Source organism: Bombilactobacillus sp. ESL1097, from assembly GCF_058107205.1.
The window spans coordinates 249,989-276,193 of record NZ_JBYLUB010000001.1 but is presented as its reverse complement, the minus strand read 5'-3'; the positions used below and the strand labels follow the sequence as shown (position 1 = coordinate 276,193).

At 38.2% G+C, this 26,205-nt stretch carries 19 protein-coding genes; 5 read left to right on the top strand and 14 right to left on the bottom strand.

Translation table 11 applies throughout. The features are described 5' to 3' along the window. Positions 1 to 24: 24 nt before the first annotated feature. The 9 genes from AC3B6D_RS01175 to trpS all read right to left on the bottom strand — a co-directional run bounded on the left by AC3B6D_RS01175 (position 25) and on the right by trpS (position 9,836). On the bottom strand, positions 25 to 912 hold the full coding sequence (locus AC3B6D_RS01175) for a DNA/RNA non-specific endonuclease (protein WP_489774738.1): 888 nt from the start codon (positions 910 to 912) through the stop codon (positions 25 to 27). A 752-nt stretch (positions 913 to 1,664) separates the two neighbouring features. After that, entirely contained in the window at positions 1,665 to 1,829 is a 165-nt protein-coding gene (locus AC3B6D_RS01170) for a hypothetical protein (protein ID WP_489774737.1), read from the bottom strand. Positions 1,830 to 2,006: 177 nt separating this feature from the next. Further along, a complete protein-coding gene (locus AC3B6D_RS01165; protein WP_489774736.1) occupies positions 2,007 to 3,530 on the bottom strand; it encodes a CAP domain-containing protein in 1,524 nt (507 codons plus the stop codon). A gap of 1 nt (position 3,531) precedes the next feature. Further along, complete coding sequence (locus AC3B6D_RS01160; RefSeq protein WP_489774735.1) at positions 3,532 to 3,960, bottom strand: hypothetical protein; 429 nt, start codon at positions 3,958 to 3,960, stop codon at positions 3,532 to 3,534. 455 nt (positions 3,961 to 4,415) lie between these two features. Further along, complete coding sequence (locus tag AC3B6D_RS01155) at positions 4,416 to 5,735, bottom strand: PTS sugar transporter subunit IIC (RefSeq protein WP_489757085.1); 1,320 nt, start codon at positions 5,733 to 5,735, stop codon at positions 4,416 to 4,418. Between the two features lie 23 nt (positions 5,736 to 5,758). After that, positions 5,759 to 6,283 (bottom strand): GrdB-related putative oxidoreductase, encoded by a 525-nt coding sequence (locus AC3B6D_RS01150; RefSeq protein WP_489757702.1) that lies wholly within the window; start codon positions 6,281 to 6,283, stop codon positions 5,759 to 5,761. A 16-nt stretch (positions 6,284 to 6,299) separates the two neighbouring features. Further along, entirely contained in the window at positions 6,300 to 7,256 is a 957-nt protein-coding gene (locus tag AC3B6D_RS01145; protein WP_489757084.1) for a glycosylasparaginase, read from the bottom strand. Between the two features lie 15 nt (positions 7,257 to 7,271). Next, a complete protein-coding gene (locus AC3B6D_RS01140; RefSeq protein WP_489774734.1) occupies positions 7,272 to 8,582 on the bottom strand; it encodes a Sapep family Mn(2+)-dependent dipeptidase in 1,311 nt (436 codons plus the stop codon). A 237-nt stretch (positions 8,583 to 8,819) separates the two neighbouring features. Then, positions 8,820 to 9,836: a tryptophan--tRNA ligase gene (gene trpS, locus AC3B6D_RS01135; RefSeq protein WP_489774733.1), complete on the bottom strand. Its 1,017-nt coding sequence runs from the start codon at positions 9,834 to 9,836 to the stop codon at positions 8,820 to 8,822. A gap of 670 nt (positions 9,837 to 10,506) precedes the next feature. On the opposite strand from trpS, the gene helD reads away from it, so the two are divergent. Beyond that, complete coding sequence (gene helD, locus AC3B6D_RS01130) at positions 10,507 to 12,795, top strand: RNA polymerase recycling motor HelD (protein WP_489774732.1); 2,289 nt, start codon at positions 10,507 to 10,509, stop codon at positions 12,793 to 12,795. A 230-nt stretch (positions 12,796 to 13,025) separates the two neighbouring features. Here helD and coaA read toward each other — a convergent pair whose 3' ends face one another. After that, positions 13,026 to 13,955: a type I pantothenate kinase gene (gene coaA / locus AC3B6D_RS01125; RefSeq protein ID WP_489774731.1), complete on the bottom strand. Its 930-nt coding sequence runs from the start codon at positions 13,953 to 13,955 to the stop codon at positions 13,026 to 13,028. Between the two features lie 95 nt (positions 13,956 to 14,050). Between coaA and AC3B6D_RS01120 the strand changes: the two genes are divergently transcribed. Then, positions 14,051 to 14,638, top strand: coding sequence for an SGNH/GDSL hydrolase family protein (locus AC3B6D_RS01120; RefSeq protein ID WP_489757079.1), 588 nt, complete (start codon positions 14,051 to 14,053; stop codon positions 14,636 to 14,638). Between the two features lie 139 nt (positions 14,639 to 14,777). Here the strand turns inward: AC3B6D_RS01120 and AC3B6D_RS01115 are convergent, their stop codons facing one another. The 4 genes from AC3B6D_RS01115 to AC3B6D_RS01100 form a co-directional block, all read right to left on the bottom strand. Beyond that, on the bottom strand, positions 14,778 to 16,184 hold the full coding sequence (locus AC3B6D_RS01115; RefSeq protein ID WP_489774730.1) for an amino acid permease: 1,407 nt from the start codon (positions 16,182 to 16,184) through the stop codon (positions 14,778 to 14,780). 575 nt (positions 16,185 to 16,759) lie between these two features. After that, on the bottom strand, positions 16,760 to 17,416 hold the full coding sequence (gene pgmB, locus AC3B6D_RS01110) for a beta-phosphoglucomutase (protein ID WP_489757077.1): 657 nt from the start codon (positions 17,414 to 17,416) through the stop codon (positions 16,760 to 16,762). Beyond that, complete coding sequence (locus tag AC3B6D_RS01105) at positions 17,413 to 20,226, bottom strand: alpha-L-rhamnosidase (protein ID WP_489769843.1); 2,814 nt, start codon at positions 20,224 to 20,226, stop codon at positions 17,413 to 17,415. The genes pgmB and AC3B6D_RS01105 overlap by 4 nt, the downstream gene beginning before the upstream one ends. Positions 20,227 to 20,386: 160 nt before the next feature. After that, positions 20,387 to 22,090 carry a glycoside hydrolase family 3 protein gene (locus tag AC3B6D_RS01100; protein ID WP_489757075.1) on the bottom strand — a complete coding sequence of 568 codons (1,704 nt, stop codon included), beginning with the start codon at positions 22,088 to 22,090 and terminating at the stop codon, positions 20,387 to 20,389. Between the two features lie 182 nt (positions 22,091 to 22,272). Between AC3B6D_RS01100 and AC3B6D_RS01095 the strand changes: the two genes are divergently transcribed. The 3 genes from AC3B6D_RS01095 to AC3B6D_RS01085 all read left to right on the top strand — a co-directional run bounded on the left by AC3B6D_RS01095 (position 22,273) and on the right by AC3B6D_RS01085 (position 26,103). Next, complete coding sequence (locus AC3B6D_RS01095; RefSeq protein WP_489757074.1) at positions 22,273 to 23,283, top strand: AraC family transcriptional regulator; 1,011 nt, start codon at positions 22,273 to 22,275, stop codon at positions 23,281 to 23,283. A 257-nt stretch (positions 23,284 to 23,540) separates the two neighbouring features. After that, positions 23,541 to 24,269: a hypothetical protein gene (locus AC3B6D_RS01090; RefSeq protein ID WP_489757073.1), complete on the top strand. Its 729-nt coding sequence runs from the start codon at positions 23,541 to 23,543 to the stop codon at positions 24,267 to 24,269. A 100-nt stretch (positions 24,270 to 24,369) separates the two neighbouring features. Further along, positions 24,370 to 26,103: a hypothetical protein gene (locus AC3B6D_RS01085; RefSeq protein ID WP_489757072.1), complete on the top strand. Its 1,734-nt coding sequence runs from the start codon at positions 24,370 to 24,372 to the stop codon at positions 26,101 to 26,103. Positions 26,104 to 26,205 lie beyond the last annotated feature (102 nt).

Genomic DNA, 26,205 nt, shown 5'->3' with positions numbered 1-26,205 from the left:
TGTTTTAATTAGGATTTTGTTAACTTACTGCGTATTGGCTTGACCAGTTGTATAGTTAATAGCTGCACCAGCCTGGGTATTAAACGTCCAAACATTAATCATCAAAGCGTTGGGATCTTTGATCGCTTGTGCCTGAACTTGCACTCCACGTGGCACTAATTCATTACCAACATATTCTGGAATAGCTTTATAAAAGACAACTTCGTCTTGATGATTATATAAGAAATTGCGGACTTTGGTTTCCGCATAAGCCATGCCTCCGGGATCATTATTATTATTCGTTCCTACATTCTGAGCCCGTGTTCCCAGGACAATATTATCACTATCCATCGAACCGCCTAATGACCACGCTAATAAATGACTTTTATTATAAATATAGCCACGATAACCTGATAGCTGCACAATTCGATTATTGGAACGCGTCCCCGACCAGCGCTGTTGTTGTGCATCATAATGACCGTCAGCATATTCACCCGATATTTTAGCAGTCGGACTAAACGATGGGCGTTGCATTACTCGTGAGGAATGTTTGACCACATCTTTATACCGAACAAAACTGCTAACCTCACGTGTCCGGCCCAACGAATCAAAACCGCGATAATTAGTTTCTTGTTGATCATTACCGGCTTGTAAATACTGCAAACGCTCTTGTTGCATCCGCGTAATTTGTTTTTTAGTATTCACCGAAAAATTAGGTTGATTGTTTAATAAGATCGCATAATTTTGGGGATATTTATGGATATTAAATTGTAAGTTAACTAAATTATCATGATTAACAATCTTGATATCTTGGGCGGATTGGCCCGCATTATTGGGTGTCCGACCTTTGCCAAAAATCACCACCGCTACAATAATGATGACAATCAGCCAAAAACTTAAATTAGAACCTCTGCTTTTACTTTTTTTTCGCATAACTTTTCCTTCAAAAATCTTTTCAGTATTGCTTAAGCATACCATGATTCTAAAGTAAACTACGCATTTTTTAATTAAAAAATTTGAGTACTAACTGCAGAATATGAAAATTCCAGCTTTTACTTTAGTGCTGAAAATAGTTAAACACCAACTTCTGACTTTGAAAACAGCGTAAACAATGCGAACATTCCTTGTAGTCTAGGAGCAGTCTTCTTAATCTTTATTAAGATTAAATCTCTTGAGTTTAAAATTCCGGACACAAAAAGAGGCTGGTTCTTTTTGTCCCAGCCTCTTACTTAAAATATTAATTAAAAATCTTTGCAAAGCTAAAAAACAAACCATCTGAAAAATTGCTAAGGCAAAATCATGAAGAAACTCATTAGTTCAAACAAGTTAACCATGAATCCACCTTTCAAAACTTTTCTGGTTGCGTTTAAAAAAGTCGTCTAACCGTAAAACATTTAACCCCAACTAATTTAAGCAATCTTTTATTTCACCAACTGCTTTAGAACAGTCTGTTCCACTAATAGCTAAAAACCATAACAATTTTCCCAACCAATCATATAATAAATTTTGTTCTTCAGGGTACAAAAAAAGCCTTCTAAATATTCCAGAAAGCCTAAGGCTCAAAGATCACTTTCAAAACTGGTAATCACTCCAGCTAATTTAAAAAGTAAACTCATAACCTCATCTCTATCAGTAGTTATTATAACACAGCTAAAAAGCTGATCATTAATAAGAACCAATCACTCTTAAGTAATGATTAGGAGGTGAACCATAGCCTTGTCTCTATAAATTTCTTTACCTTTTGGAATCTTCATACTTGCTTGTATAGCAGTATACAATATTACCAAAAGAAAATGAGCCAAAAGTCCTCGGAAATCAAGGGCTTTTTTCAATGGTACATAACTTTTCATAAAAACCTCTCCTCTTATTTTAGATTTTAAAGCACTAATAAACCGGCATAGGCACCACCTCCTTAATCTGTACCACGATTACATCTCTCAAACACGCTCTTTGTTTTTTATTTTGAACACAAAAAAGGCTCAACACTAGTTGTGTCAAGCCTTTGAACATTTTTATTTTTTTAATTATTAATCACCAGAACTCTGTGCCCCCACAATGATGTCAGTATAAATATGTCCATCATTATACGTATAGCAAACAGCCGCACCCATTTCCTTTGCACTAGGATTCATATAATCATCTGTATAACTACTGCCAGAAACATCGTAAAGATTCATTAATCCATTCGCTACCTTATCAGGAGTATTACATTGTGTTCTATCGTATAGATCATCACCCATCATAAAGTTTAACTCCCGAGCATAACTCCAATCATAATTAACTTCGGATAATACCGACCACCAGCTAGAACCATCAGGTCTTGTAGGCTGAGCTCCATTATCATTTGGAATGGCTTCTTCATTAATTCTAGTAGTTGCTGCTTGTGTTAATTTTGAATTAATAGTTAAAGGTGCTAATCCTTTAGCAGAACGCCTATCATTTATTTTATCTAAAATTGCTTTTTGATATGCAGCATTAGATTGATGTTGAATAGGACGATACCAATCGGCAGCACCATCTTCACCATTAGTATTGAAAGGATGATTGTTGCTAGAACTATTGCTTGATGAATTTGAACTAGAAGAATTGGAGTTAGCGCTACCATTGTTAGAAGAACTATTACTGTTATTGCTATTTGATGAGTTTCCGGCGTTGGCTGATGTGCCACCATTGGTTGATGAACTCCCTGTATTAGCAGCTACTGGTGTGAAGTTAGTTGAACAATCATTGGCATTCAGCCATTCGTTGTCGCCAATTTCAAAGAATAAACCACCATTAATATTAAATGTTCTTAAAACACGCCAATCTGAGTTTGCCGGCACACTGGAACTAGTAGCAACACCATTATGGTCGTAAATCTTAGCGCCGTTTCCACTAACGACACGGGCTACATTATAGCTATAGCCAGTTGGTTTGTTGCTTGAATTACTTGAAGAACTGCTGCTAGAACTTGAACTGTTACTTGGAGCAGTAACGGTGGTTGTCGGCTTACCGTTTAAAACAAAGTTTGGCACATCTTTGATATTGTTAGGCGTTACGTTCAAGGTCATATCATCATCACGAACATACATATTAGGAGCTACTTGATAGAACAAGCGTCCTTGAGAGTTGCGGATAACTTTCCCGACTGTCCATTGAGATTGATAAGCCAAGTTAACACCATCATCATAAGTGTTGTTGCCTTGATTATCGTAAATAGCTGTAATTGTGCTATTGATTGTACCAACTAATTTTTGGTTTAACTTACCGGTAGCTGGATCAAAGTTAGCCTTCACATCATTAGCAGCTACCCATTCATTACCGGCTACTTGATAGTAGTAAGTACCGTTAACTTGCTTAGTTTTGCCAACCCGCCAATCGGACTTATTCATAATAACCCGTGGAATTGATTGCATATTATCATCATACAATTGCGCATATGGATCTTTCTTGACGGTAATCACTTTATAGCTATAATCTTTAGCTTGGACATTTTGTTGATTCGTTGTTACTAACGAAATAAGTAATCCCCCAGCAATTAATAACCCACTCAAAACTTTTGATTTTTTCATTTTAGTAACCCTCCACTTTAAAATCTACTTTGCCATGGATATGCTTGCCTTTAATTACACGGTGCACTTTATAACTGTAACCTGTCGGCTTTTTACCTGAAGTGTTACCGCGTGAACTATTAACTTTACCATTTTTATCAAAGTTGGGTTTCACATCGCTACTATTAACCCATTCATCATCGGCTACTTGATAGTAGTAAGTACCGTCAACTTGCTTAGTTTTACCAACGCGCCAATCAGACTTATCATTAATGACCTGGGGAATGGCCTCCATATCATTGTCATACAGTTGCGCATATGGAGCTTTCTTTACGGTAATAACTTTATAGCTATAATTTTTAGCTTGGACATTCTGTTGATTCGTTGTTCCTAACGCAATCAATAAGCTCCCAGCTAAAAATGCCCCACTCAAAACCTTTGTCTTCTTCATTTTCGGTCGCCCCCTCAAATTAAAAACCTACCCTGCTTTAAATACCGTTTTAGCGGATTTACTCAAACGACAAACAGTTCATTCAATATAATCTATCTTTGATTTAAGTAATCTCTGAATTAACTCAACATCAACAAGACTATTCAAACTCTAACTAATATATTATTCTCCTTTAAAGTAATCTCATTATAACGGTGTAATAGTTAATCGTGAAGAGAAAATATTTAAATAAATTAAATATTAATGAAAAATTGTCAATTTGGGGCTGCAACATCTAACTGCCAAATAGCCTCCGACTTAAGAAATCTATAATCTTTTTTATTAGACAAAAAGTGGTGAATAAATAATTTCCACGAATTATTTATCCACCACTCAGCCTTAAATTTTTTCCAAGCGATAGTCTCCCAACAGCGTACTGGTTGAATACTCAGCAGCTGAAAATTGATAATCTGAGATTAAACTTCACTAAAATCAATATCTACACTATCCGTTGCTTGTGCGGACTTTTCTTCTGCCAAGTACTGCTTATCTAGCATTTTAATAAACGGATAATAGATTAAAATTCCTAAAATGATTTCAACAATTTGTAAAACTGAACCCTTCCAACTACCGGTTGCTAACCAGCCAGAAATAATTGGTGGCGTCGTCCAAGGTAACTGCACGCCATTGGTTCGTGGTACCCAACCAGCCATAAACACTAGTCCAGAAATCAAGGTATTTAATGTCGGCACAACAATAAAGGGAATCGAAATAATTGGATTCAAAACAACTGGCAAACCAAAGATTATCGGTTCATTAATTCCAAAAATCCCCGGGACAATCGCTAATTTAGCTAATTCTTTAATGCGTTTAGACCGACAGATAAACAACATAATAACTAATAAAGACAAGGTACTGCCCCCGCCACCATAAGTCGTAAAGATATCAATAAATGGTTGCGTAAAAATGTGCGGTAATGCGGCATGATTTTTAAATGCTGTTAAATTATCCTGTGTTAAAACGAAAAAGATGGGTTGCCAAACCGAGTTAGTGATCGTTGGCCCATTAATCCCAAAGCACCATAGTAAGCTCGCCAAAAAGTTATATAACAAAACCGACGGTAACGAATTGCCAACATGTTTTAATGGTAACTGCAACAATGTATAAATAAAGTTATAAGCTGTATTAAAACTGGTCAAACTAAAAATGATATGCACCAAAAAGAACAGCAAAATGACTAACGCACTCGGTACTAAAGCATCGAATGATTGGCCCACAGCTGGTGGCACACCGTCAGGCATTTTAATTCGCCAACCACGTTTAACAGCAAAACGATAAACTTCTACACTAATTAACGCAATAAAAATTCCTAGGAAGACACCGTTTGGTCCCAAATACATCGTTTGCACGGCACTAACCATTGTCTTACCCGTCTTCACCGTTGTAGGCGTCAAAATTAGAAAAGAAATAATGGCAATGACACTCGAATGAATGGCTTGTAAACCGCGATTTTTACCGTAAGCATAAGCGATCCCCATGCATGATAAAATGCCTGTGAAATTAAAGACCGAATTGGAAACTGCGGAAAACCAATCGTCCCATTTGGAACCTAAAATATGCGTCCAAAATTCACTCCAACCGGGAATTGGAAAGTTACCAATTAACAGAAAAATTGAAGTAACAATAATCAATGGCATGATAATTAAGAATCCATCACGTAAAGATCTCAGCACCACATTGTTGCCTAATTTAGTCGCAATGGGCATTAAAACTTTTTCCATCTTGTTGTTGTGCATTACTGATCCCCCTCATCAATTAGTTAATAACAATACTCAGCTTTAAAACTGGTTAAATCACCTTGATCAACTAGAATATTTCCACCTTTAACTAAATCACTAACGGCTTGATCCACACCTCCGCCGCCTTTTTTCGGCATTTTAACTAAAGTGAGTTCTTCGTGATACTGATTAATTAATGCGGTATTTTTTTCTTGCGCTAATGCCACAATCGGCGCAATTTGCGTATTTTTTTGAAGATAGGCGCTTAATTCACAGGCCATTTGCGAAAACTCAGGGTAATCATAGGTTGGTCCTAAAATAATCAAGTTAGCGGCCATTTTTTCTGCCATCTTGGCAAATTTACTTTGAACTACACTGGCATGAGCACGATAGTAGTCTGTACCACAGTAAAAAGTTCCTAATAATGTCCCCGACTGGGCCTTTAATTCCTGTTCAATCGCTGCCGCGCTCCCCATAGCTAAGCGTTTGCCACCATATGGCGTATCAGCTTTTTCTTTGCCGCCTAAACCGGCTTGAATTTGATCCAAAATAATAATTGCTTTAATCATTTCTACCCCTCAACTAATCAATTGGCTTTTTGATGCGTTGCTCATATTCGTCTAACCACTGCTGACTAACCGGTTGAATCTTGGTTGTATCAGCTTTCGCTGGATAAGCAATCAAAATTTGGGGTTGACTATGTTCAGTTGCCACACTAAAAGTAAACTCGACATTCGTAGCTACTCCCCATTGGCCTTGAGGATTCATGGCAATCAAGGAAAATTCACCCGCTTGACCATATCTCTGTTTTAAATCTCTGATAAACGGATAAACTGCTTGATCACAGGCTTGTTGTGGTGTCAAACCGGCGGCCATTCGCCGCACAATTTCGTAAGACAAACAACCTTTCATAATATCTTCACCTAAACCGGTAGCCGCTGCGGCCCCGATTTGACTATCAGCGTAAAAGCCAGAACCGGACAACGGCGAATCACCCACACGACCCGGTTGTTTCATAAATAAACCCGACGTGGAGGTCCCGACCGCCAGCGCTTGCGTTTGATCTAAAGCAATGGCGCCTACAGTATCGTGACCATCGTATGGATTTAAGGATTGTTGTTGCAATTCTAATTTTTTATTTTCCCAAATTTTTTTAGCGCGAGCTGTCAACATGTTAGTCGTTTCAAAACCGTGCAGCTTGGCGTATTGCGTTGCGCCGGTGCCTACTAAAAAACTATTGTAGTGATTCTGACTTAAAGCTTTGGCCACACTAATGGGATGCTTAACATCCTCAATCCCAGCCACGGCGCCTTGCGCTAACGTAGTGCCGTCCATAAAGGCAGCATCCATTTGTACAACGCCACAAGCGTTCGGTAACCCACCGTATCCGACAGATTTATAATATTGATAGCCTTCTACTTCCTTGATCAAAGCTTCAACAGCATCACCAGCAGATTCTTCTTCAGCCAAAAGTTTACTAGCTGTAACTAAGCCTTCATATGACATGCGCCACGTGGCAATTGTTCCCCATTTTGTCATTGATTGTTTCCTTTCTTACCGTGTCATGGTATAAATTGCTTGCGTATAGATCTCCATAACGGTTAACAGATCCGTTAGTTTCATCCATTCATCTTGTTTATGTGCAATTCCTTTTTGGCCTGGAAATGACGGGCCAAAAGCAACAATGTTGGGCATCACACGGGCATAAGTTGCCCCCGTTGTCGTTACCGGCGTAGCATCCAAGTTCGTCACTTGTTGATAAATTTGGGATAATTGTTGAATTCTCGCATCGTTCGGATCATGATAAACGCTCGGCAAACTGCGAATGATTGTTAATTGACTCCCAGAAAATAATGCTTGCTTCATGCCAGCAGTTACTTGTTGCTCGGTAAATGAAACTGGGTAGCGAATTGCGACTTTTAACACCAAATTATGGTGGTCTTTTTGTAAACTGTATGGCGTTTGAATTAACTTACCACTCGCTTCATCGTGTAACACTAAATTGAGCCCTTCACCATAGTGTTGCTCATGAAAACTTCGTTCTAACCAGTGAAAGTATTGGGCTAAATGCCCTGTTACTAATTGTTGTTCATTAAGCAATTTTGCTAAATAAGTAATCGCATTTTGCCCCATTTCCGGCGCATTAGTTGGTGACCTTTGTCCTTTAACAGCATAGGTTTGCCCATTGATTTGTACTTGTAATTGATCCGGAACATGATCACTGGCTTGATCACCACTAATTTGCGAAAAGTTGGCTAATTCAGCACCCGTAAATGGTGTCGTGATTTGATAATTAACAATCCCGCGTTCACCATAGACTACTGGAAATTTACAATCCGGGGTAAACCCAAAAGTCGGCGGTGCCTCTTGCTGTAAATATAGTGCAATATCTTGACTGCCACTTTCTTCGTCAGAACCAAAAATCAAGCGAATAGTGTGGTGCGGTTTCACACCCAAATCTTTAAGAATTTTCATACCATATAAACATGTAAAGCTGGGCCCTTTATTATCCAAAATACCGCGGCCATACAGCATTTGCTGCACTTGCGTTACAGCAAAGGGTTCACTTGACCAATCATTGCCCGCAGCTACGACATCTAAATGGCCCACAATGGCTTGATAATTTTGATTATCCAAGCCCCACTGGACATAAGCCATTGCGTTATTAACCACCTTAGCTGTAAAGCCATATTGCTGAGCTAGTTGAACTATCTCTTGTAACACTTGCCGTGGTCCCAGACCAAATGGCGCCTGCGGTTGAGCTTGCGACTTCACACTCGGAATTTGCATCAATTTTTGCAAGTCAGTTAAAAAATCAGTTTGTTGCTGGTAAATTCTCTGGTGCACTTGACTTGGTGAAAACATGACATCCTCCTTCAACCAGGATTTTCAGATTAGTAATTAATAATTAAAGCCAATCTCATGCCTATGGCTTTAAAAATAAGATTGGTCTAATCCATTAATTATTTTTCTTTGAGCTTAATATTAATCTTCTCCGAAAGCATTTACAAGATATTTTTTTAAATATATCGTGTCCTAAAATGAGATTGGTAATTGCGAATACAAAAAAAGCGGTGCTGAAAGCCCCACTTTTTCTCAAACTTAATTAAAATAATTGACCCCAATGGCTTGCCGCACTTCTTGCAAAGTTTGTTGGGCAACTTCATTGGCCTTTTGACTACCAGTTTGTAAAATCTGATAAACCGCACCTAAATCTTGCGCATATTCAGCTCGACGCTTCCGAATTGGTGTTAAAACTTCATTTAAAACTTCTTCCAAATACCGTTTAACTTTCACATCACCCAAACCACCATGTTGGTATTGCTCTTTTAGGGACGCAATTTTTTCAGTATCTTGACCAAATAAATCTAAATATTGAAAGACAATATTTCCAGCAATTTTCCCCGGATCTTCTACATGAATATGATCTGGGTCTGTGTACATACGCATTACTTTTTTATGCAAATCTTCTTCAGAATCCGACAAATAAATGGCGTTATTCAATGATTTACTCATTTTGGCATTGCCGTCTATTCCGGGTAAACGTCCCTGACCTTTAGGCGGAAACAAACCTTGTGGCTCCACCAAAACTTCAGCTTGATAAGTTGAGTTGAAGGTCCGCACAATTTCTCTAGTTTGCTCTAACATTGGTTCTTGATCATCGCCAACTGGGACGGTATCTGCTTTGAAGGCGGTAATATCGGCAGCTTGACTAACTGGATAAGCCAAAAAGCCCGCCGGGACACTTTCGCCAAATCCTTTTTGTTGAATCTCGGTTTTGACAGTCGGATTACGCTTTAGTCGAGCGACAGAAACTAAATCTAAATAATACATGGTTAATTCATTCAATGCGGGAATCTGTGATTGTACAAAAATAGTAGACTTACTAGGATCAATTCCCACTGCCAAATAATCCAGCGCCACTTCAATCAAACTGTTTCGAATTTTTTCCGGATTACGCGCATTATCAGTTAAAGCCTGCATATCAGCAATCATGATAAAGCTTTGGTACTGACCACTGTTTTGCAAACGAACCCGATTTTTCAAGGAACCTAAATAATGCCCAATGTGTAATTTGCCGGTTGGCCGATCTGCTGTTAGAATTGTATGTCCTGTCATAATAATTTCTCCTTATTAAATAATATACTGCGACCAGTAGCGCTTGGAAGTTGAGTATAGCCTAGATAAAGGACTTAAGTTTTGGTTTTTAAACTTGAGAACTTTAGCGTAGCTAGACGCAAACTTCTGCTGCTGGGAGCGCTATTCAAATACTGCGACAAAAACCGGTTAAAAGTTGAGGATTAACTTAACCTAAAAGCTTAAGTCGGTCTTTGACTTGAGTTTTTAGGTGTAGTTAAACGCAAACTTTTGGTTTTTGGAGCGCTATATCAAACACTGCGCCCCAAATAAAAAGTCCTATTGTTCACTGAACAATAGGACGAATGACCGCGGTACCACCTGTTTTGCAGAAATAATTTTCTACCACTTACTTTAAAATAAACTAGTATTAAGTTCCACTTCTTAAATAATAGGGCTAACTTTTCAGCAACCAGTCAGTTTCTAATTTCCCAATTAAATAATACTTTGCGCTTAATAGATACTTGTTAGATGTTCCATTAACTGTTAACGTGATTGTAATGAAACTACATTAAAGTACTGAATTGTATCAGCCATCATTCATTTTAGAATATTAGTTGATCAATCTTAAGTGTTATTTTATCACAATTAACAACGAACTTCTTAATAATTAATTTTAGTGCCAATTAATAATTTACTGAAAGGATCAATCATGTCATTTCCTAATAATTCACAAGCTGACGAACAAGCACACTTAGATTTTGTCGAACAACAAATTACTGATCAATTACAAAGCACTTCAGAAAAATTATTGCAAGCCAAACAAGAACGCCGGCGAGTCGAAATCAATTATGGCGCTAACACTCGGGCCAACTATATTGAAACTGATGATATCATGGAAACTTATGCCACCACGCAGCAACAAAAACAATTATTAAACAGTGCTACCAGTAATGAAGAAATTTTACAAAAAAAGCAAACCAACTTGCATAATTTACAAGGTTCGCCTTACTTTGGACGCATTGATATTACTGAAGAGGGGGATGACGATTCCTTATACATTGGCATTGCTTCGTTAGATGATGAACAAGGTGCTGACTTTTTAATCTATGATTGGCGGGCGCCGATTGCCGCCATCTATTACAACGGCACTTTGGGTCCAGTTAAATATCAAACACCTTTAGGGCAACAGACTGTTGATTTAAAACGCAAACGGCAGTTTTCCATTCAAGCAGGCCAAATCAAAAATATGTTTGATACCAATGAAACGATCGGTGACGAGATTTTACAAAACGTGCTTGGGCAAGCTAGTAGTGCGCAAATGCAAAATATTGTCGCAACTATTCAGCGCAAACAAAATCAAATTATTCGTGACACCAAATCAAACATCTTAATTGTTCAAGGCGTGGCAGGCTCTGGTAAAACTTCGACTATCATGCAACGCATTGCGTACTTGTTATATCATAGTCGCCAAAATTTAGATGCCGATCAGATTATTCTGTTTTCGCCCAATCGTTTATTTTCCAATTATATTGCTGAAGTATTGCCTAGTCTGGGCGAAAAAAATATGCGCCAAGTAACTTTTAGTGACTTTTTGACGCAACGGTTACAAGGATTTCATGTTGAAACTTTATTTGAACGTTTTGAAAATGACCAAGTGCAACAAACAATTAGCTATCAAAAAATTCGCCAATTTAAAGAGAGTACTGCCTTAGTCAAAATTTTAGATCATTACGCTGATTATCTTTCCCAGCCAGTATTTAGTAATTTATATTTTAAAGGCCAAATTATTTTTTCTGCTCAAGACATTAGTCACATCTTTGCCAGTTGGCCGAAAAACTTATTAGCTGGTGACAAATATTTAAAAACTAAAAATCATTTAATTAATCAAGTCAAGCATTTAATGCGTAGTCAGCAAAATGCTGATTGGGTCAGTGAAAGCTTTGATAATTTAAGTGATGAACAATATCAACAAATTTTACAGGAGCAAGACTTATTAGACGCCGATTTAACACAACAGCAACAAGCTCTCAGCCATTATTTATTAAAGCAATATTATTTACCACTTTATGATGCCATCTATAATGACTATTTCTTTGATGAAGTCCAGACCTATATCAAGCTGCTCAAGCAAGTTCAACCAACTGATATTACCACCACAGCTTGGCAAGAAATGATTACCGAAATTAATGACCATCTCGAACGACATCAGCTCCACTTAGACGACGCCACTGCCATTTTATATTTACGGCATCTGATTACTGGTCGTGGACAAAATCATCAAATTCAATATTTATTTGTGGACGAAATTCAAGATTACTCTTATGTGCAATTAGCGTACCTGCACCAAGCTTTTCCTAACGCTCAATTAACACTGGTAGGCGACATTGAACAAAATGTTTACCAAACTGATGGCTTACCGAGTGAGCATTTTCAAACGATTGCGCAACTGTTAAATAGTTCGAAGACCAGTTTGATCACCCTCAATCAAAGCTATCGTTCCACAGCTACAATTACGAATTTTGCTAAGCAATTGATTCCGAGCGGATCACAAATTCAAGCTTTTAATCGATCCGGCCACCTGCCAACAATTATTATCAGCAACCAGTTAATCACTGTTGCTAAACAACAAGCACAAGCTTTACTCAAGCAGTACCAAACAGTCGCGTTAATTACGAAGACCCAACTACAAGCCCAACAACTGAGTGAACAAATTGGACTCAAGCATCAACTACTTTCACAAGAAACGTTAAAAATCCCACAAGGCTTAGTAATTTTACCAGTTTATTTAGCCAAAGGCTTAGAATTCGATGCGGTGATTGCTTACGACATTAGTGATGCTAATTATCACACATTAGGCGATCAAGGCATTTTATATACCATTGCTACTAGAGCAATGCACCAATTAAGTTTACTTTGTCGCAATCAATTGCCACAAATTTTACAAAAGATAGAACCCAAAACATATCAAATACTGCGACCAGCAGCGCTTGGAAGTTGAGTATAGCCTAGATAAAGGACTTAAGTTTTGGTTTTTAAACTTGAGAACTTTATCGTAGCTAGACGCAAACTTCTGCTGCTGTGAGCGCTAATTAAAATACTGCGACAAAAACCGGTGAAAAGCCGAGGACTAACCTAACCTAAAAGCTTAAGTCGGTCTTTGACTTGAGTTTTTAGGTGTAGTTAAACGCAAGCTTTGAGCATCCGAAGCGACTAGATCAACCACTGCAATTAATATTTCCGCAAAAAAATTCGATCAATTAAATGTTGTTTCGTTTTGTGCAAAATAACATCGGCACGGTTCATCGTAGGTGCGATATATTCAACCAAATTCTTGTAATTAACATCTTGCCAAACTTGATGGGCTTGCTGCAAAACTTGTTCCTGGGGTTGACTTAAATAACGATAATAATAATCGTTCGGGTTAGGATTTTGTTTTTCCGTTTGTAAAAAGCCTAAAAAGCGTTTCAAATACCATTGCTCTATGAGTTGTGGATCTGCGTCCACATAAATAGAAAAGTCAAAATAATCACTCACATATAAGTTTTGATTTTGTGGTAATTGTAAAACATTAATCCCCTCTAAAATTAAAATATCCGGCTGTTCTAATTTTCCTTGCTGGTCGGGAACAATATCATAAATTTCGTGCGAATATAGTGGATAAGTAACGGTCCCTTGATTGGCTTTGACCGCTTCTAAGAACTGCAGTAATTTTTCATTATCGTAACTCCACGGAAATCCCTTTTCACTTAAAATCTGCCGTCGTTCTAATTCTTGGTTGGGATACAAGAAACCATCCGTGGTCATCTGGGCAATCTTATATTGGGGGTAAGCACGTTCTAACATAATTTTTAAAAGCCGTGCTGTGGTACTTTTACCAACAGCCACACTGCCACTAATTCCAATAATAAATGGTGTTGGATGCGGCTTTTTGCCTAGAAAGTCAGCTTTTTTAATTAGTAACTGCTGATAATTTTTAAAATAGATATGTAACAAATGTCGTAGTGGTTCATAAACTTCCCGGACATCTGTCAACGAAATATGATCGTCAACTGAACGGATTCGTTGGAGATCTGCTGTATCAACCGTCTGTAAATTAGCACCGTGAAATTGCGCCCATTGTTGTCGTGAATATTCATTATAATTCATAAAATCTTGCATTTAACTGCCTCACTCATGATATGATTAAATTAATATTTAGCACTTATTATATCAAAATTTTAAACGCTATCACACTTAACTAAAGAGGTTTTGCTATGCAAAGAATTGTTTTGTTTGGTGACGAAATTCTCGGCGGAGTATATCACAATCAAGTTACCGAGACCTTTACCAAGCGCATCGCCCTAGCCTTTCCTGAAGACGAGGTTATTAATCTCTCTATTCCGGGACACAAAACTACTGACGCCTTAACTCATGTCAACCGCGATTTGGTGGCTTTAGATCCGACCATCGTCATTTTGGGATTTGGTGTAAATGATGTTTCTATTCATGATGAAATTAAACCTGGCTTTTTCACGAATAATCTAACCAGTTTAATTCAAACCATCGGCACTTCTAAAGTAATTCTTTTATCGCCACCGTATACTGACTATCACCATCATCTTAATCATAATTGGCCTCGTCAACTGCAATTTACTTTGGCGGCAGAACACGTTGCTCACAAATTGCAAGTTCCGTTTATTAATCTGTTAAAAAGCATGCAACAACAAAATAATCCGCAGCAATATTTGCAAGCTGATGGTTTACATTTTAATGAGGATGGCTTTGATTTATTATTTGATCTATTACAACCGATCTTAAAGCAGGCTTTAACTACTGCAAAACTCAAAACCCAAGACGCTTAATACGGGACTTGTAAACAAAAAATCATTAATTCATCAAGCATCATAAAAAATGTTCGTTCATACGAGCATTTTTATTTTGTCTCAGTTTAATATCAGGACAAAAAAAGTGCTCCTGAAATTAATCAACAGCACTGTAAATTTAATTTAATTGCTTAGACGTTTTCGGTTGTAAACCACGATTTTGAATCAAATAAACAACCACCATCAACACTTCAAATCCTACACCAATGATAATGGAAATTTGTGTTTCTGGATTCACAAACATAAAGACCAACGTAATTAATAAACCAAAAAGCGCAATATAGTTAGTCACTGGTGCTCCTGGCATTTTAAATGGATGTTCCTGCAACACCTTGGCGTCGGTCTGCTTGCGAAAGCGTAAATGACTAATCAAGATAATGAACCACGGCATCATCCCTGGTAACACACTGGCACCATAAACTAAAACAAACGGATTGGTTTTTAAATGTAGCATTGTGGGCACAAAATCATTTAACAATAAGCCAATTAAGATTCCACCAGACATGATAATTACGGGCAAATAAGGAACCTTATGCTTCGAAACTTTAGTCAAAGTCTTTGGCAAGCTACCGTTCTCCGCCAAAGTATAAATCATCCGACTAGCACTAAAAATACCCGAGTTGCAGCCTGATAAAGCTGCGGTTAAAACCACAAAGTTGATAATTTCTGCGGCAAAAGTTATTCCGACTTTCGCAAAAGTTTGAACAAAGGGTGACCCAATTTTTCCTAATTCATTCCACGGATAAATCGCCACAATGACAAAGATTGCCCCGATGTAAAAAATCAAAATTCGGAAAATCAACGATTTAATGGATTTCACAATACTCTTTTGGGCATCTTGGGCTTCGCCGGCCGTAATACCCACAATTTCAATTCCCTGATAAGAAGCAATGACTAAGGACAAGGAGAAGAAAAAACCTTTCCAACCGCCCGTAAAGAAACCGCCATGAGACCACAAATTACTAATTCCTACCGGATGCCCATGATTTCCTAAACCAAAAATAATTACCAACAGTCCTAAAATAATCATCAGAATAATCGTCAATACTTTAACCAGGGCAAACCACGACTCTAATTGACCGTAAGCTTTGACTGAGGCCAGATTAGCCAACGCCAGTGTGACAACTACGATCACTCCGGCAATCCAACCAGGAAAATGTGGCCACCAAAATTGCAAATATTGCCCCACTGCAATCGTTTCACTAATACCTACTAATAAAAATTCAAAAATATTACTCCACGCTGCTAAATAGCCAGCCAAAGGATGGACGTATTCCGTTGCAAAATCCGCAAAGGAACCCGTTACCGGATTAATATATAACATTTCACCTAAAGCACGCATCACTAAGTATAAGATACCGCCAGCCAACGCATAGGCTAACATCACCGAGGGCCCCGTCCACTTGATGGTGGAAGCTGAACCCATAAATAGACCTACACCAATAGTTCCACCTAGAGCAATCATCTGCATTTGATTGGGTGATAATGATTTATTTAACTGTGGTTCCTGCTGCTTTTTTGCCATAACACTCCTCCAAATTAAAAATTAATTAATTCAATCTTACAACTTGCTTTGAAATTTAAATTCTTCATATGCATAAAGTTTGATCAGTAATTCATCAATCCGACAATAATTACCACATTTTAACGAACTACGTACCAAAATGTAAAGTGTTTTTTAATCTATTAACGTTTTAGTTTAATAACTTTCACGAACAAGAGTTGCAATTCGGTACTAATGAAGGATTATTAAATTAAAAAAATCAATTATTTTTAATCTTTGATATGTTTTCGTAGTATATCCGGCAATGCTGCTAACATAGCTAAAGATTGAGCTTCATTTTCCATAGATAACTTATTCAAATAATCCAAAGATATTCTCCTTTTATATAAAAAGCAAATGAATATTACTTTTCAAAAAATCTAACTAACCTGCAGAAAACCTGCAGAAAAATCATTACTTTTACCCAATAATTTCTCTGCTATATTATAGCTTATTGTTCTAATATTTAAGTATCTATTATGTAAAAGCAAAAGAGATTGCGACAAAGTTATTTAGCAAACATTCACTAAATTGTCCCAACCTCTTCATTGAAATCATTAAGCCGGCATATGCTGTTCAATCGTTGCTAAATCTAATTGAGCAGTTGTTGGTAATAACAATTTGGCTGCTCCTAATTCTTGAGCATCACCAATACCGACCGAAAAAGCCCCCGCCGCATTGATGGCCTGAATTCCTGCAATAGAATCTTCAATCCCGATGCAATTCTGGGGATCTTCATTAATTCCTGCCGCTGCTGCTAAAAAAATGTCTGGTGCTGGTTTACCAGCTTGCACTTTTGCGGGATCAGCAATTGCAGCAAAATAATCAGTTAATTGCAGTTTATCTAAAATCACTGGTGCATTGCGACTAGCCGAAGCTAAGGCAATCTTAACGTGATGTTTTTGCAACTGCTTTAAAAAAGCCACGATACCAGGTAACGTATCACTAGGTTGCAATTGTTGCAATGATTTTAAATATAAATCATTTTTTTCCGCCATCATTGCTTGAAACTCCGTTTCTGGAACTTCAATCTGCAAATAATTCAAGATAGCGGTTAATGAATCAGCTCGACTAACACCCTTGGTTTGTTGCTCTAATTGATCCGGCAATTCTTTTTGAAAATGATTGGCAATTAATTGCCGCCAAGATTGAAAATGATAAACTGATGTATCAGCGATCACGCCGTCTAAATCAAATAATGCTCCTTGAATCATTTTTTACCCTGCTTTCGTTCACTTAAAATTGGTGTTTGCGCTAATAATTGGTTAACTTGTTGTAAATGATCAGTTGAAATATTAATAAATGGGAAGGTGACACTGACTTCAGTTAAGTTCATATCGCCCATACCACCGTTAACTTCATTGGGATTTTGCTTAAAGTAGTCAAGCACCGGATCAATTTGGGAAATTTGCTCTACTAATTCGGAATCAGCCATGATTGCTTTAATCGTCGTCTGGGCTTGATAACGTTCTACATAATCTGTCGTGGGTTGATAACTGATTTGATAAGTGCCCGCTGACAATTCAAAATTGCCACCAGTAAATTGCTGGTCATTAACTTGAACAGTTTGTTGTTCAGCTCTGGGCAAGCGTACTTGAGCGCTAACGCCAAATGGAATCGTTAATTGAATCTTAATTGTATGCTGTGCGTCAGTTTCCACTTGATTATGCACTTTAATTTCACCGTAAGAACTTTGGAAATGACCTTGCACATCAGTTAACCGGTAATCAAATTGTGGCGCAAAAGTAAATTCTTTAAATCCTGGTGTATGCTCTGTCAAGCCTAATAAATATTTATAAGCCCACTGCATAATGGCACCAATACTGTAATGATTCAAAGAATTCATTCCTTGCGGATTCATTGAGCCATCTTCTTGAACCGAATTCCAACGTTCCCAAACTGTTGTTGCCCCTAAATTGACTGCATATAACCAACTTGGAAAGTCTTCATTCAAGAAAATTTCCGTAGCCAATTTATGTTGACCGTTAGCCGATAAAGCTTGGCACAGATAAGGTGTTCCGACAAAGCCCGTTGTTAAATGATTATGATCTAATTTCAAACGTTGCACTAAATCATCCACCACGTGTGCTTTTTGTTGCGGCGTAATTAAATCAAAGAATAGTGCCAAGGCGTAGGCCGTTTGTGAATTAATCGCCACGCGGCCAGTAGCCGTAATATATTCTTGTTGAATAGCTTGTTTAATTTGGCTAGCCAAATCCCCGTATTTTTGGGCATCGGCTGACTGATCCAACAATTGAGCAGTTTGTGCCATAATCGTAGCGGAATAGTAGTAATAAACAGAAGCAATAAAATCTTCATCAGTTTTACCAGTTGGCTTAGCTGGATTTTCTCCATCTAAAGCTAACCAATCACCAAATTGGAACGTTCCTGTCCACAAGTTGGGCGTCGTGGTCTGTGCGCTAATCCAATCAACCCAAGATTTCATATCCGAATAGTTTTGCTGCAAAATAGCTGGATCACCGTAAGCTTGATACATATTCCACGGAATAATCGTGGCTGCATCAGCCCAAGCAGCCGCGCCGCCGTCACCTTGACCCATAGCTGGCGCATACATTGGTAACATACCACCGCGCTGTTGTTGTTCAATTGCCATATCTTTCGCATATTTCTTAAAGAAAGCAAAGACATTCATATTAAAGGCTGCGGTTTCGGAGAAAATTTCACCGTCGCCACTCCAGCCCAACCGTTCATCACGCTGTGGGCAATCCGTCGGGACGTCGATGAAGTTACTGCGTTGACTCCAAATAATATTTTGGAACAAGCGGTTAACTAGTTGATTATTCGTCGTAATGGAGCCGGTATCTTGCATATCGGAATACAAAACATCAGCTTGATAATCGGTCATTTGTAACGGTTGGGTATTGCCGCTAACACGCACATAACGGTAACCAAAATACGTAAAGTGGGGCCGCACCCAACCAGTCGTTCCATCCGAAACATAGGTAAAACTAGCTCGGGCTTCGCGCAGATTATCGCGATAAAAGTTGCCGTTTTGTAAAATTTCACCCATTTCAAAGGTGATCTTGGTACCTTTTGGCTCACGATTATAAAATTCTAACCAGCCAGCCTGATTTTGTTGGAAGTCTAGCACTTGCTCACCAGCTGGCGTTTGAATTAATTGTGGCGTTAATTGTTGGTGGACGGTAATTGGTAAACTCAAGCGATCTGCTAAAATAGCCTTCGAATGGTCAATGACCACTGCCGGTTGCCAATCAGTCACTTCTTTAGTAGCGTCATAATCTTCACCGTAATAAATGGCCGATTTAATTACCTTACCGGCAGTCGTTTGCCAATCCGTGTCTGTCTTAATTACTGCGTGAGTGCCATCAGCATAATCTAAATGATATTCCGCAATCGCCATTTGACGATTACCGTAAATACAATCTTGACCACCATCAAAGCCAAAGTTACCTTTATACCAACCATCAGCCAACGAGATGAGTAACTCATGCTGCCCCGTTGTCAGTTCTTTAGTTACATCGTAAGTTTGCACTTGCACCAACTGATCATACGCTGTCACACCCGGTGTTAAATATTCATTGCCAACTTTTTGGTCATCAATATATGTTTCATATAATCCTAAACCACTAATATATAAGCGCGCTTGTTTTAACGGCTTCTCAATGGCAACTTGTTTTTTCAATAAAGTATTTTGTAAATCAGCATTTTGATTACCAATCCAAGCAGCACTAAAGGCTTCCGTCATTTTGCCCGTTTCAAACCAACTAGTTGCTCTGGCAGTCTGCGTGCCTGCTTGCACCTCAATAGTGACATCATAACGGGTGCGGGGGGTTAAAGCTTGTTGAACTGTAAAGTAATTATCACTAAATTCTTGCCAGTCACTTTCATAAACGGGCTGTTGTTTAGATGTGGTAATAGTTAATTTTTTTTGCACCGGTTGTTGAGTAGCAACGTTTTGTAATTGAAATTCAATTCGTAAATCACTCAAATCAAAGCCGAGTGGTTGTTGCATATGATTAATTAAGATATTCGTAATTTCCATTCTGGTCATCCTCCTAACTTAAGCTGCGAAAAAGAGCGGGTAAAAGGCTAAAGCTAACCTAGACAAATTCAAAAGTCTGAATTTGACTTTTAATTTGGCGTAGTTAGACAGAGACTTTTGCTCTTTAGAACGTATTTATCAAGCTGTTACAAGCAATTTATTACAATCTTGTAGTAAAGTCGCCACAAAATGGATCGACAGGATTAATGCCCTTGAATTCACTTTGACCTGTTAATTTATCAAAAACTGCCTGGATGGTTTCAGCATTGCCAGTATAAGCATTCACAAAAGTTGAGACATTGGGAATATCAAATAAATGATACGGATTAGCAGTAGACACAAAAATTGTGGGAATAGCCTTCATGAACCACGGAGCATCAGCGGCCATCAAATGAACCCAATCAATCCGTGTAGTTGTCTGATTGCTGGCAGTTTCAATATTCGCTACATATAAAGCCAAATCAAATTTTTGCTGTAAATCAGCAACCCCTTCTTCAAAAACTTCATGAAAGTCTAAGTGTGCTTGATCAAATAAAGTGACTTCAAAGCCCCGCTCTTGTAATTGTTTCATAATGCTATCAGTAACACTACCGCCTTCTTTAAAGCCGCCATCATCGCTATCACCTAAAACCACTAAGCGGACCCGAGGATATTTTTGCGGCGTCATTGGTAATAATTGGTCACGGTCTTTGACCAAAGTGACTGATTGATCAGCTAATTTTTTGGTTGCTTGATGATGCTGTTCTAGTTGCAAATCTAACTTGGCGGGTACTGCATCACAAAATTGACCGTTAGTGTCCATAATGCCTTGCGCTAATTTAGTTGCCAAAATTCGGGTCACCGCTTCATCCAAACGTGCTTGTGTAATCACATTATCGGCTACTGCTTGTGTAATATATGCATAGTCTTCATCAATATTCTTATTAAACAAAATCATATCAATCCCAGCATTAATCGTCGCTGGTAATAAATCTTTGCGCGCCATGGCAGCATTGTAACCAATCATCGGTGTTGCATCAGTGATGGTTAAGCCATTAAATTGAAGAACATTCCGTAACAAACCATCGATCAACAACTTGGAGCTCGAAGCTGGCCGTAAGTCTTGGTCACTAATTCCAGGTTCTAAGGCCCGTTCCCAAGCCGGTTGCATAATATGCGCAATCATGACTGCGGGAGTACCATCATTAATTAATTGATGGTAAATTTGCCCGTAAGAATTCATCCAATCATCTTTAGACAAGGAATTCACTGAACTAACTAAATGTTGGTCGCGTTCATCCACGCCATCACCAGGGAAATGTTTAATCACCGGAATCACATGGGCATCTTTTAAGCCCTTAACTTGAGCTTGAGCCATCTTAATCACCCGATGTTTATCGCTCCCAAAAGTCCGCGTATTCATAATTGGGTTCCGGAAATTATTATCAATATCTACAATTGGCGCAAAGGACATATTGTTTCCGACTTGATGTGCTTCATTACCGGCAACATTACCTAATTGGTACGCATTTTCGGGATTGTCACTAGCGGCTACTTGCAGTGGTGTGCCAAACCAAGTGCCTTCATTGACAATACCATTACCACCAGATTCCAAATTAGCAGCTGTCAATAACGGAATTTTACTATTAGTTTGCGCCGTTTCTAACTCCCGCTTAATTTTTTCTGCTTGATCAGGCCGGTACATCACCCCACCAGGTTGATACTTGCGCATAAATTCTTTGAGATCTGTTGTTTGTTCATCGGGACCAATGACAAAGAATAACTGTCCAATTTTCTCTTGAGTATTCATTGCTTGTAATTTTTGTTGAACATAAGTAATTTGTTCTTGTGTTAAGTTATAAGGCTTTGCTGTTAAATCAACCATTTCATCAACCTCCATCAGGTTCTAATCATATAACGATTTTATTGTAACGAAGAAAATTTCATCCAACTATGGTTAAACAGTATAAATCTTCTGTTTATTTCCTAGATAAGCTTCAGAAAAAAGTTATTTTCTACTTTAAATAGTTTATGATTAAAGTAAAAACCAGTGTGGAGGGAATTATTGTGAAACAAAAACTATTAAAAATTTTGCGCTCCAAAAATCAGCCCCGTGATTGGCAAGATGTTTCTGCCACTTTTGCACAACAAGGGAATACATTGAAACGTGCTGGTCAAATCACTGATGAGCCAACCTATGAGTTTTTTGAAACTTACTCTGATGATCTCGTTTTAAATCTCAATGCGATTACGATCTCCGTGCAACCAGTCAATTCTTTTATTCCCTACCATTTACATAATTACATTGAAATTATGATTCCCTTAGTAGGCAATTGCACCGTACATTTGGATAAGCAAACTGTTCAGTTAAATAGTGAAGATGTTTTATTCATTGGTAATCACACGCCTCACAAAGTTGAACCTATCGGTCCAAATGATATTGTCGTTAATCTAGCACTCAAAAGTTCGGCCTTTTCCCTCAACGACCTCAACTTTTTACACCGTAATGGTACCAACTCCAATATCTCAAACCTGTTATTCACCCTCCTATCCAACGAAAATTATAGTGCAGGCCGTTATGTTTGGTTTCAAGTAGAACATCAACCGAAAATTGTCAATAATATTTATGACATTATTGACGAATATTACAATTACGACATTCAATCCCACCAAATCATTCGCTTTGATATTTTAACGCTATTTTCTCGCCTCATTCGCCAAGCCTATCACGCTAAAGCCCACACTCATAAAGTCAAAGATTCGCAAATCAATCTGTTGTCACTATTACTTTATATTGAGAATAACTACCGCACCATTACCCTGACCCAAATGGCCAAAGATTTTGGCTTCAATCCCAACTATCTTTCTACTTATTTAAAGAAACAAACGGGGCAATCTTTTATTCAATTGGTTCATCTCCAACGCGTCAATACTGCAGGGGAATACTTAATCTATACCAAAGCCCCCATTGAAACAATTGCCAGTGAAGTTGGCTATGAAAATCCTTCATACTTTTATAAAGTTTTTAAAAAAATTATCGGCGTTTCTCCTGCCGAATACCGGCGTAATAATCAGTAAAATGATAGCGAATACACAAAAATTATCATTCTTTTGATTTTGAAATGCCATCATGAATTAACGTGGGGATAATTGGCGTTCATCGAATTATTCAAATTGCTCTTAATGAATTTCATAATTAAATAACAAATAATCACGTCAATTTACATCTATTAAATTGGGATTATAATTGTGGTAATTGTTGTTGTGATTTCAGTATCTAATTTCATAATATTTTTAAATAAGATTTGATTGAATTATCAGATTGGAGATAGCCAATGTTGAAAAAGTATCTACAACCGTTGAACTTGATTATCATTATTTCTATCTGTTTGTCGCTACTCACTTTCTCCGGACTGGTCACCCCCGTAAAAGCTAGTAGCCTCTCAAATTTATTGACTAATAACAGCAATGCCACTTTTATGACCAGTCCACACTGGTCCAAACAATCAAACATTACAACAAATAATCTCCTCACTAACACCAATTTATTAAAAGACACCAGTAGTTTGCTTGGAATTAATTATGCCGATGGGACAACAGGTTTTAACTTGCATAGTCAACAAAATTTTGACCAAGCTGCTTATGTTAGCTTAAATTGGGAACAGCTAGCTAATTTATCAGGTGATTATAATGTGCAACGGAGTACCGATCCGTCCAATCTCACCTCATGGCAAAACGTGGCCAGTAATTATGGCAAGACCATTAATGTTTTAAATATTTATCCCACTAATGGCAATCACCTCCAGAATTGGTTACAGATCAAGTACACTAATCCGCAAACGCAGCAAATTCAGACTGTCTCCCAAGGCTTAATCAAAGTCACACCCGTTTCGGCAGCCGATTTTGCGGCCAATCCTACGCAGTATTTGTTTAAAGATAGTTCCGGTAATTATAATTACGACGAACTTTATTTTGGTGCCGCCGATGGCGGTTGGAATGTCGATATTACTAATCAGGTTAAAGATTTAATTAATTACAGGACGCGGTGTTGTCTTCGGTCATGATACCTTAAGAGACAGTCGTCCAGTTTACGATACTTTTGCTCCCAAACTTGGCTTAAAGATCTTCGGCACTCGTGATCTCACTTCCCAAGGTGATGATCGCTTGGGCTCTACTACTGTCGAATTGACCCCAGCTTTTATGAACGAATCCTTAGCCCAATACCCAAATAATCTCTTGAATTATAATCCATCTAATAAATTTACGATTCAATCTTCCCACACTTCTAATCAATTTTATCTTTACAATGGCGGCTCCCAAAAATGGATGGACTTCTTACCACTCACTGACAAAGATCCACATTATCATATTTTGGGACAAACCAAATACAATACTACCGACGAACATTATATTGACCAGTCTGGTCAGAAAAGTTTTACTGCCACCAATGCTACGGCTGACAATAATTGGTATTTAATCACCAAAAACAACTATGCCATGATTCAAACAGGTCACGTCACTAACGCTTGTACAATCGAAGAAGCAATGATCAATGCCAATTTAATGTACTATACCAGCACTCTCAATACTGGCACGACTGGTGAAGATCGAACTGTCAAAGATACTGCCGCCCCTGATGCGCCCACTTTAGATCATGTCACAGCTACGACTGACCAAGATCAAGTTAGCGTTAATGTTCACAGTTTAGATAATGCCACCAACTACTATTATCGAGTCAAAGGCAATGCTGATAATACCACGCAATACTCCAACACCATCCAACAACCAGTCAAAAGTGATATTAAGGGTTATATTTACCAATTAGATGACAATCCTGACACGACGATTACGCCTCATAAAAATACTCAGGGAATCATTGATGGTTCTGATAATGACAACTTCATTGGCGTGAGCGATCCTACCGCTAGTGCTAGCATTGCCAATCTAGATCGCTTTTCCAAGCAATATCTACACGTTATTGCTGTTGATCGGGCCAATAATTACTCCACGACAAGCACCCAAAAAGTTGCTGATTTAATCACTAAATGTCCCGACTTTAGTTACCAAATTTGGAATGACCAGAACTATAACGGTATTTTTGATAGTGACGAAACCGTTAATAATGACCAACAAGTGACTGTTTTCTATAAAAAAAATGATGGCTCTTATGTACCGATCACTTCAGTCACTAGTCTTAGTGGGGAACATGACTTTTTAAACGAATTGCAAGTTAACGCCACTGTGCAAATCGGTCTTAATACCCAGGCTAGCGGTTTTCAAGGCCTGGCCCCTACTAGCGCTAGCGATCTTTCTGAAGGCGATCCCGTAACTATTAATGGGCAACAATATTTATTGTCTCACCCCATTAACCTGACCAAAACTAGTCAAACGCAAAAACTTGGGCTGGTTAATCAGTTACGCTTTTTAAGTTTTCAAAATTTACCACAAATTCAATTTGGCAATGACAAAACGCCAATTCCTGAACAACAAGCGAAAACTTTTATTAATAACAACACCTCTAATTTACAAAATGAATTACAAATCAAAGATACCAGAGCTAGCCAGCCCCAATTCAATCATTACTTTGTACCTTATCAAGTCACAGCACGTCTCTCAAACTTTACCAAAAATGGGCAAGTCGGTTTACAACAAGCACAACTGCTTTTTCAAGAGCAAAATTCTGGACAATCGACTACTCTCAGTCCCAATGATTCCGAGACTTTACTCTACAATTCCAATGCTACTGTTTTAAATGATCTCAACACTATTTACTACTTCGATCCAGCTGGCAACTCACAAATTAAGTTACAAGTCCCCCCACGCGGTTTGAATAATCAGATTCAAGGCGGCGCTTACCACGCAACATTAACGTACACGATTAATAATGCTTTAACATAGACAGACCAATACTCCGCCGCTTGGTAGTGACACCGCCAAATGAGCTTGGTTCTTGCATAATGATTCAGACTTCAAGATTGAGTTGAGCGTTTGCTGTAGCCT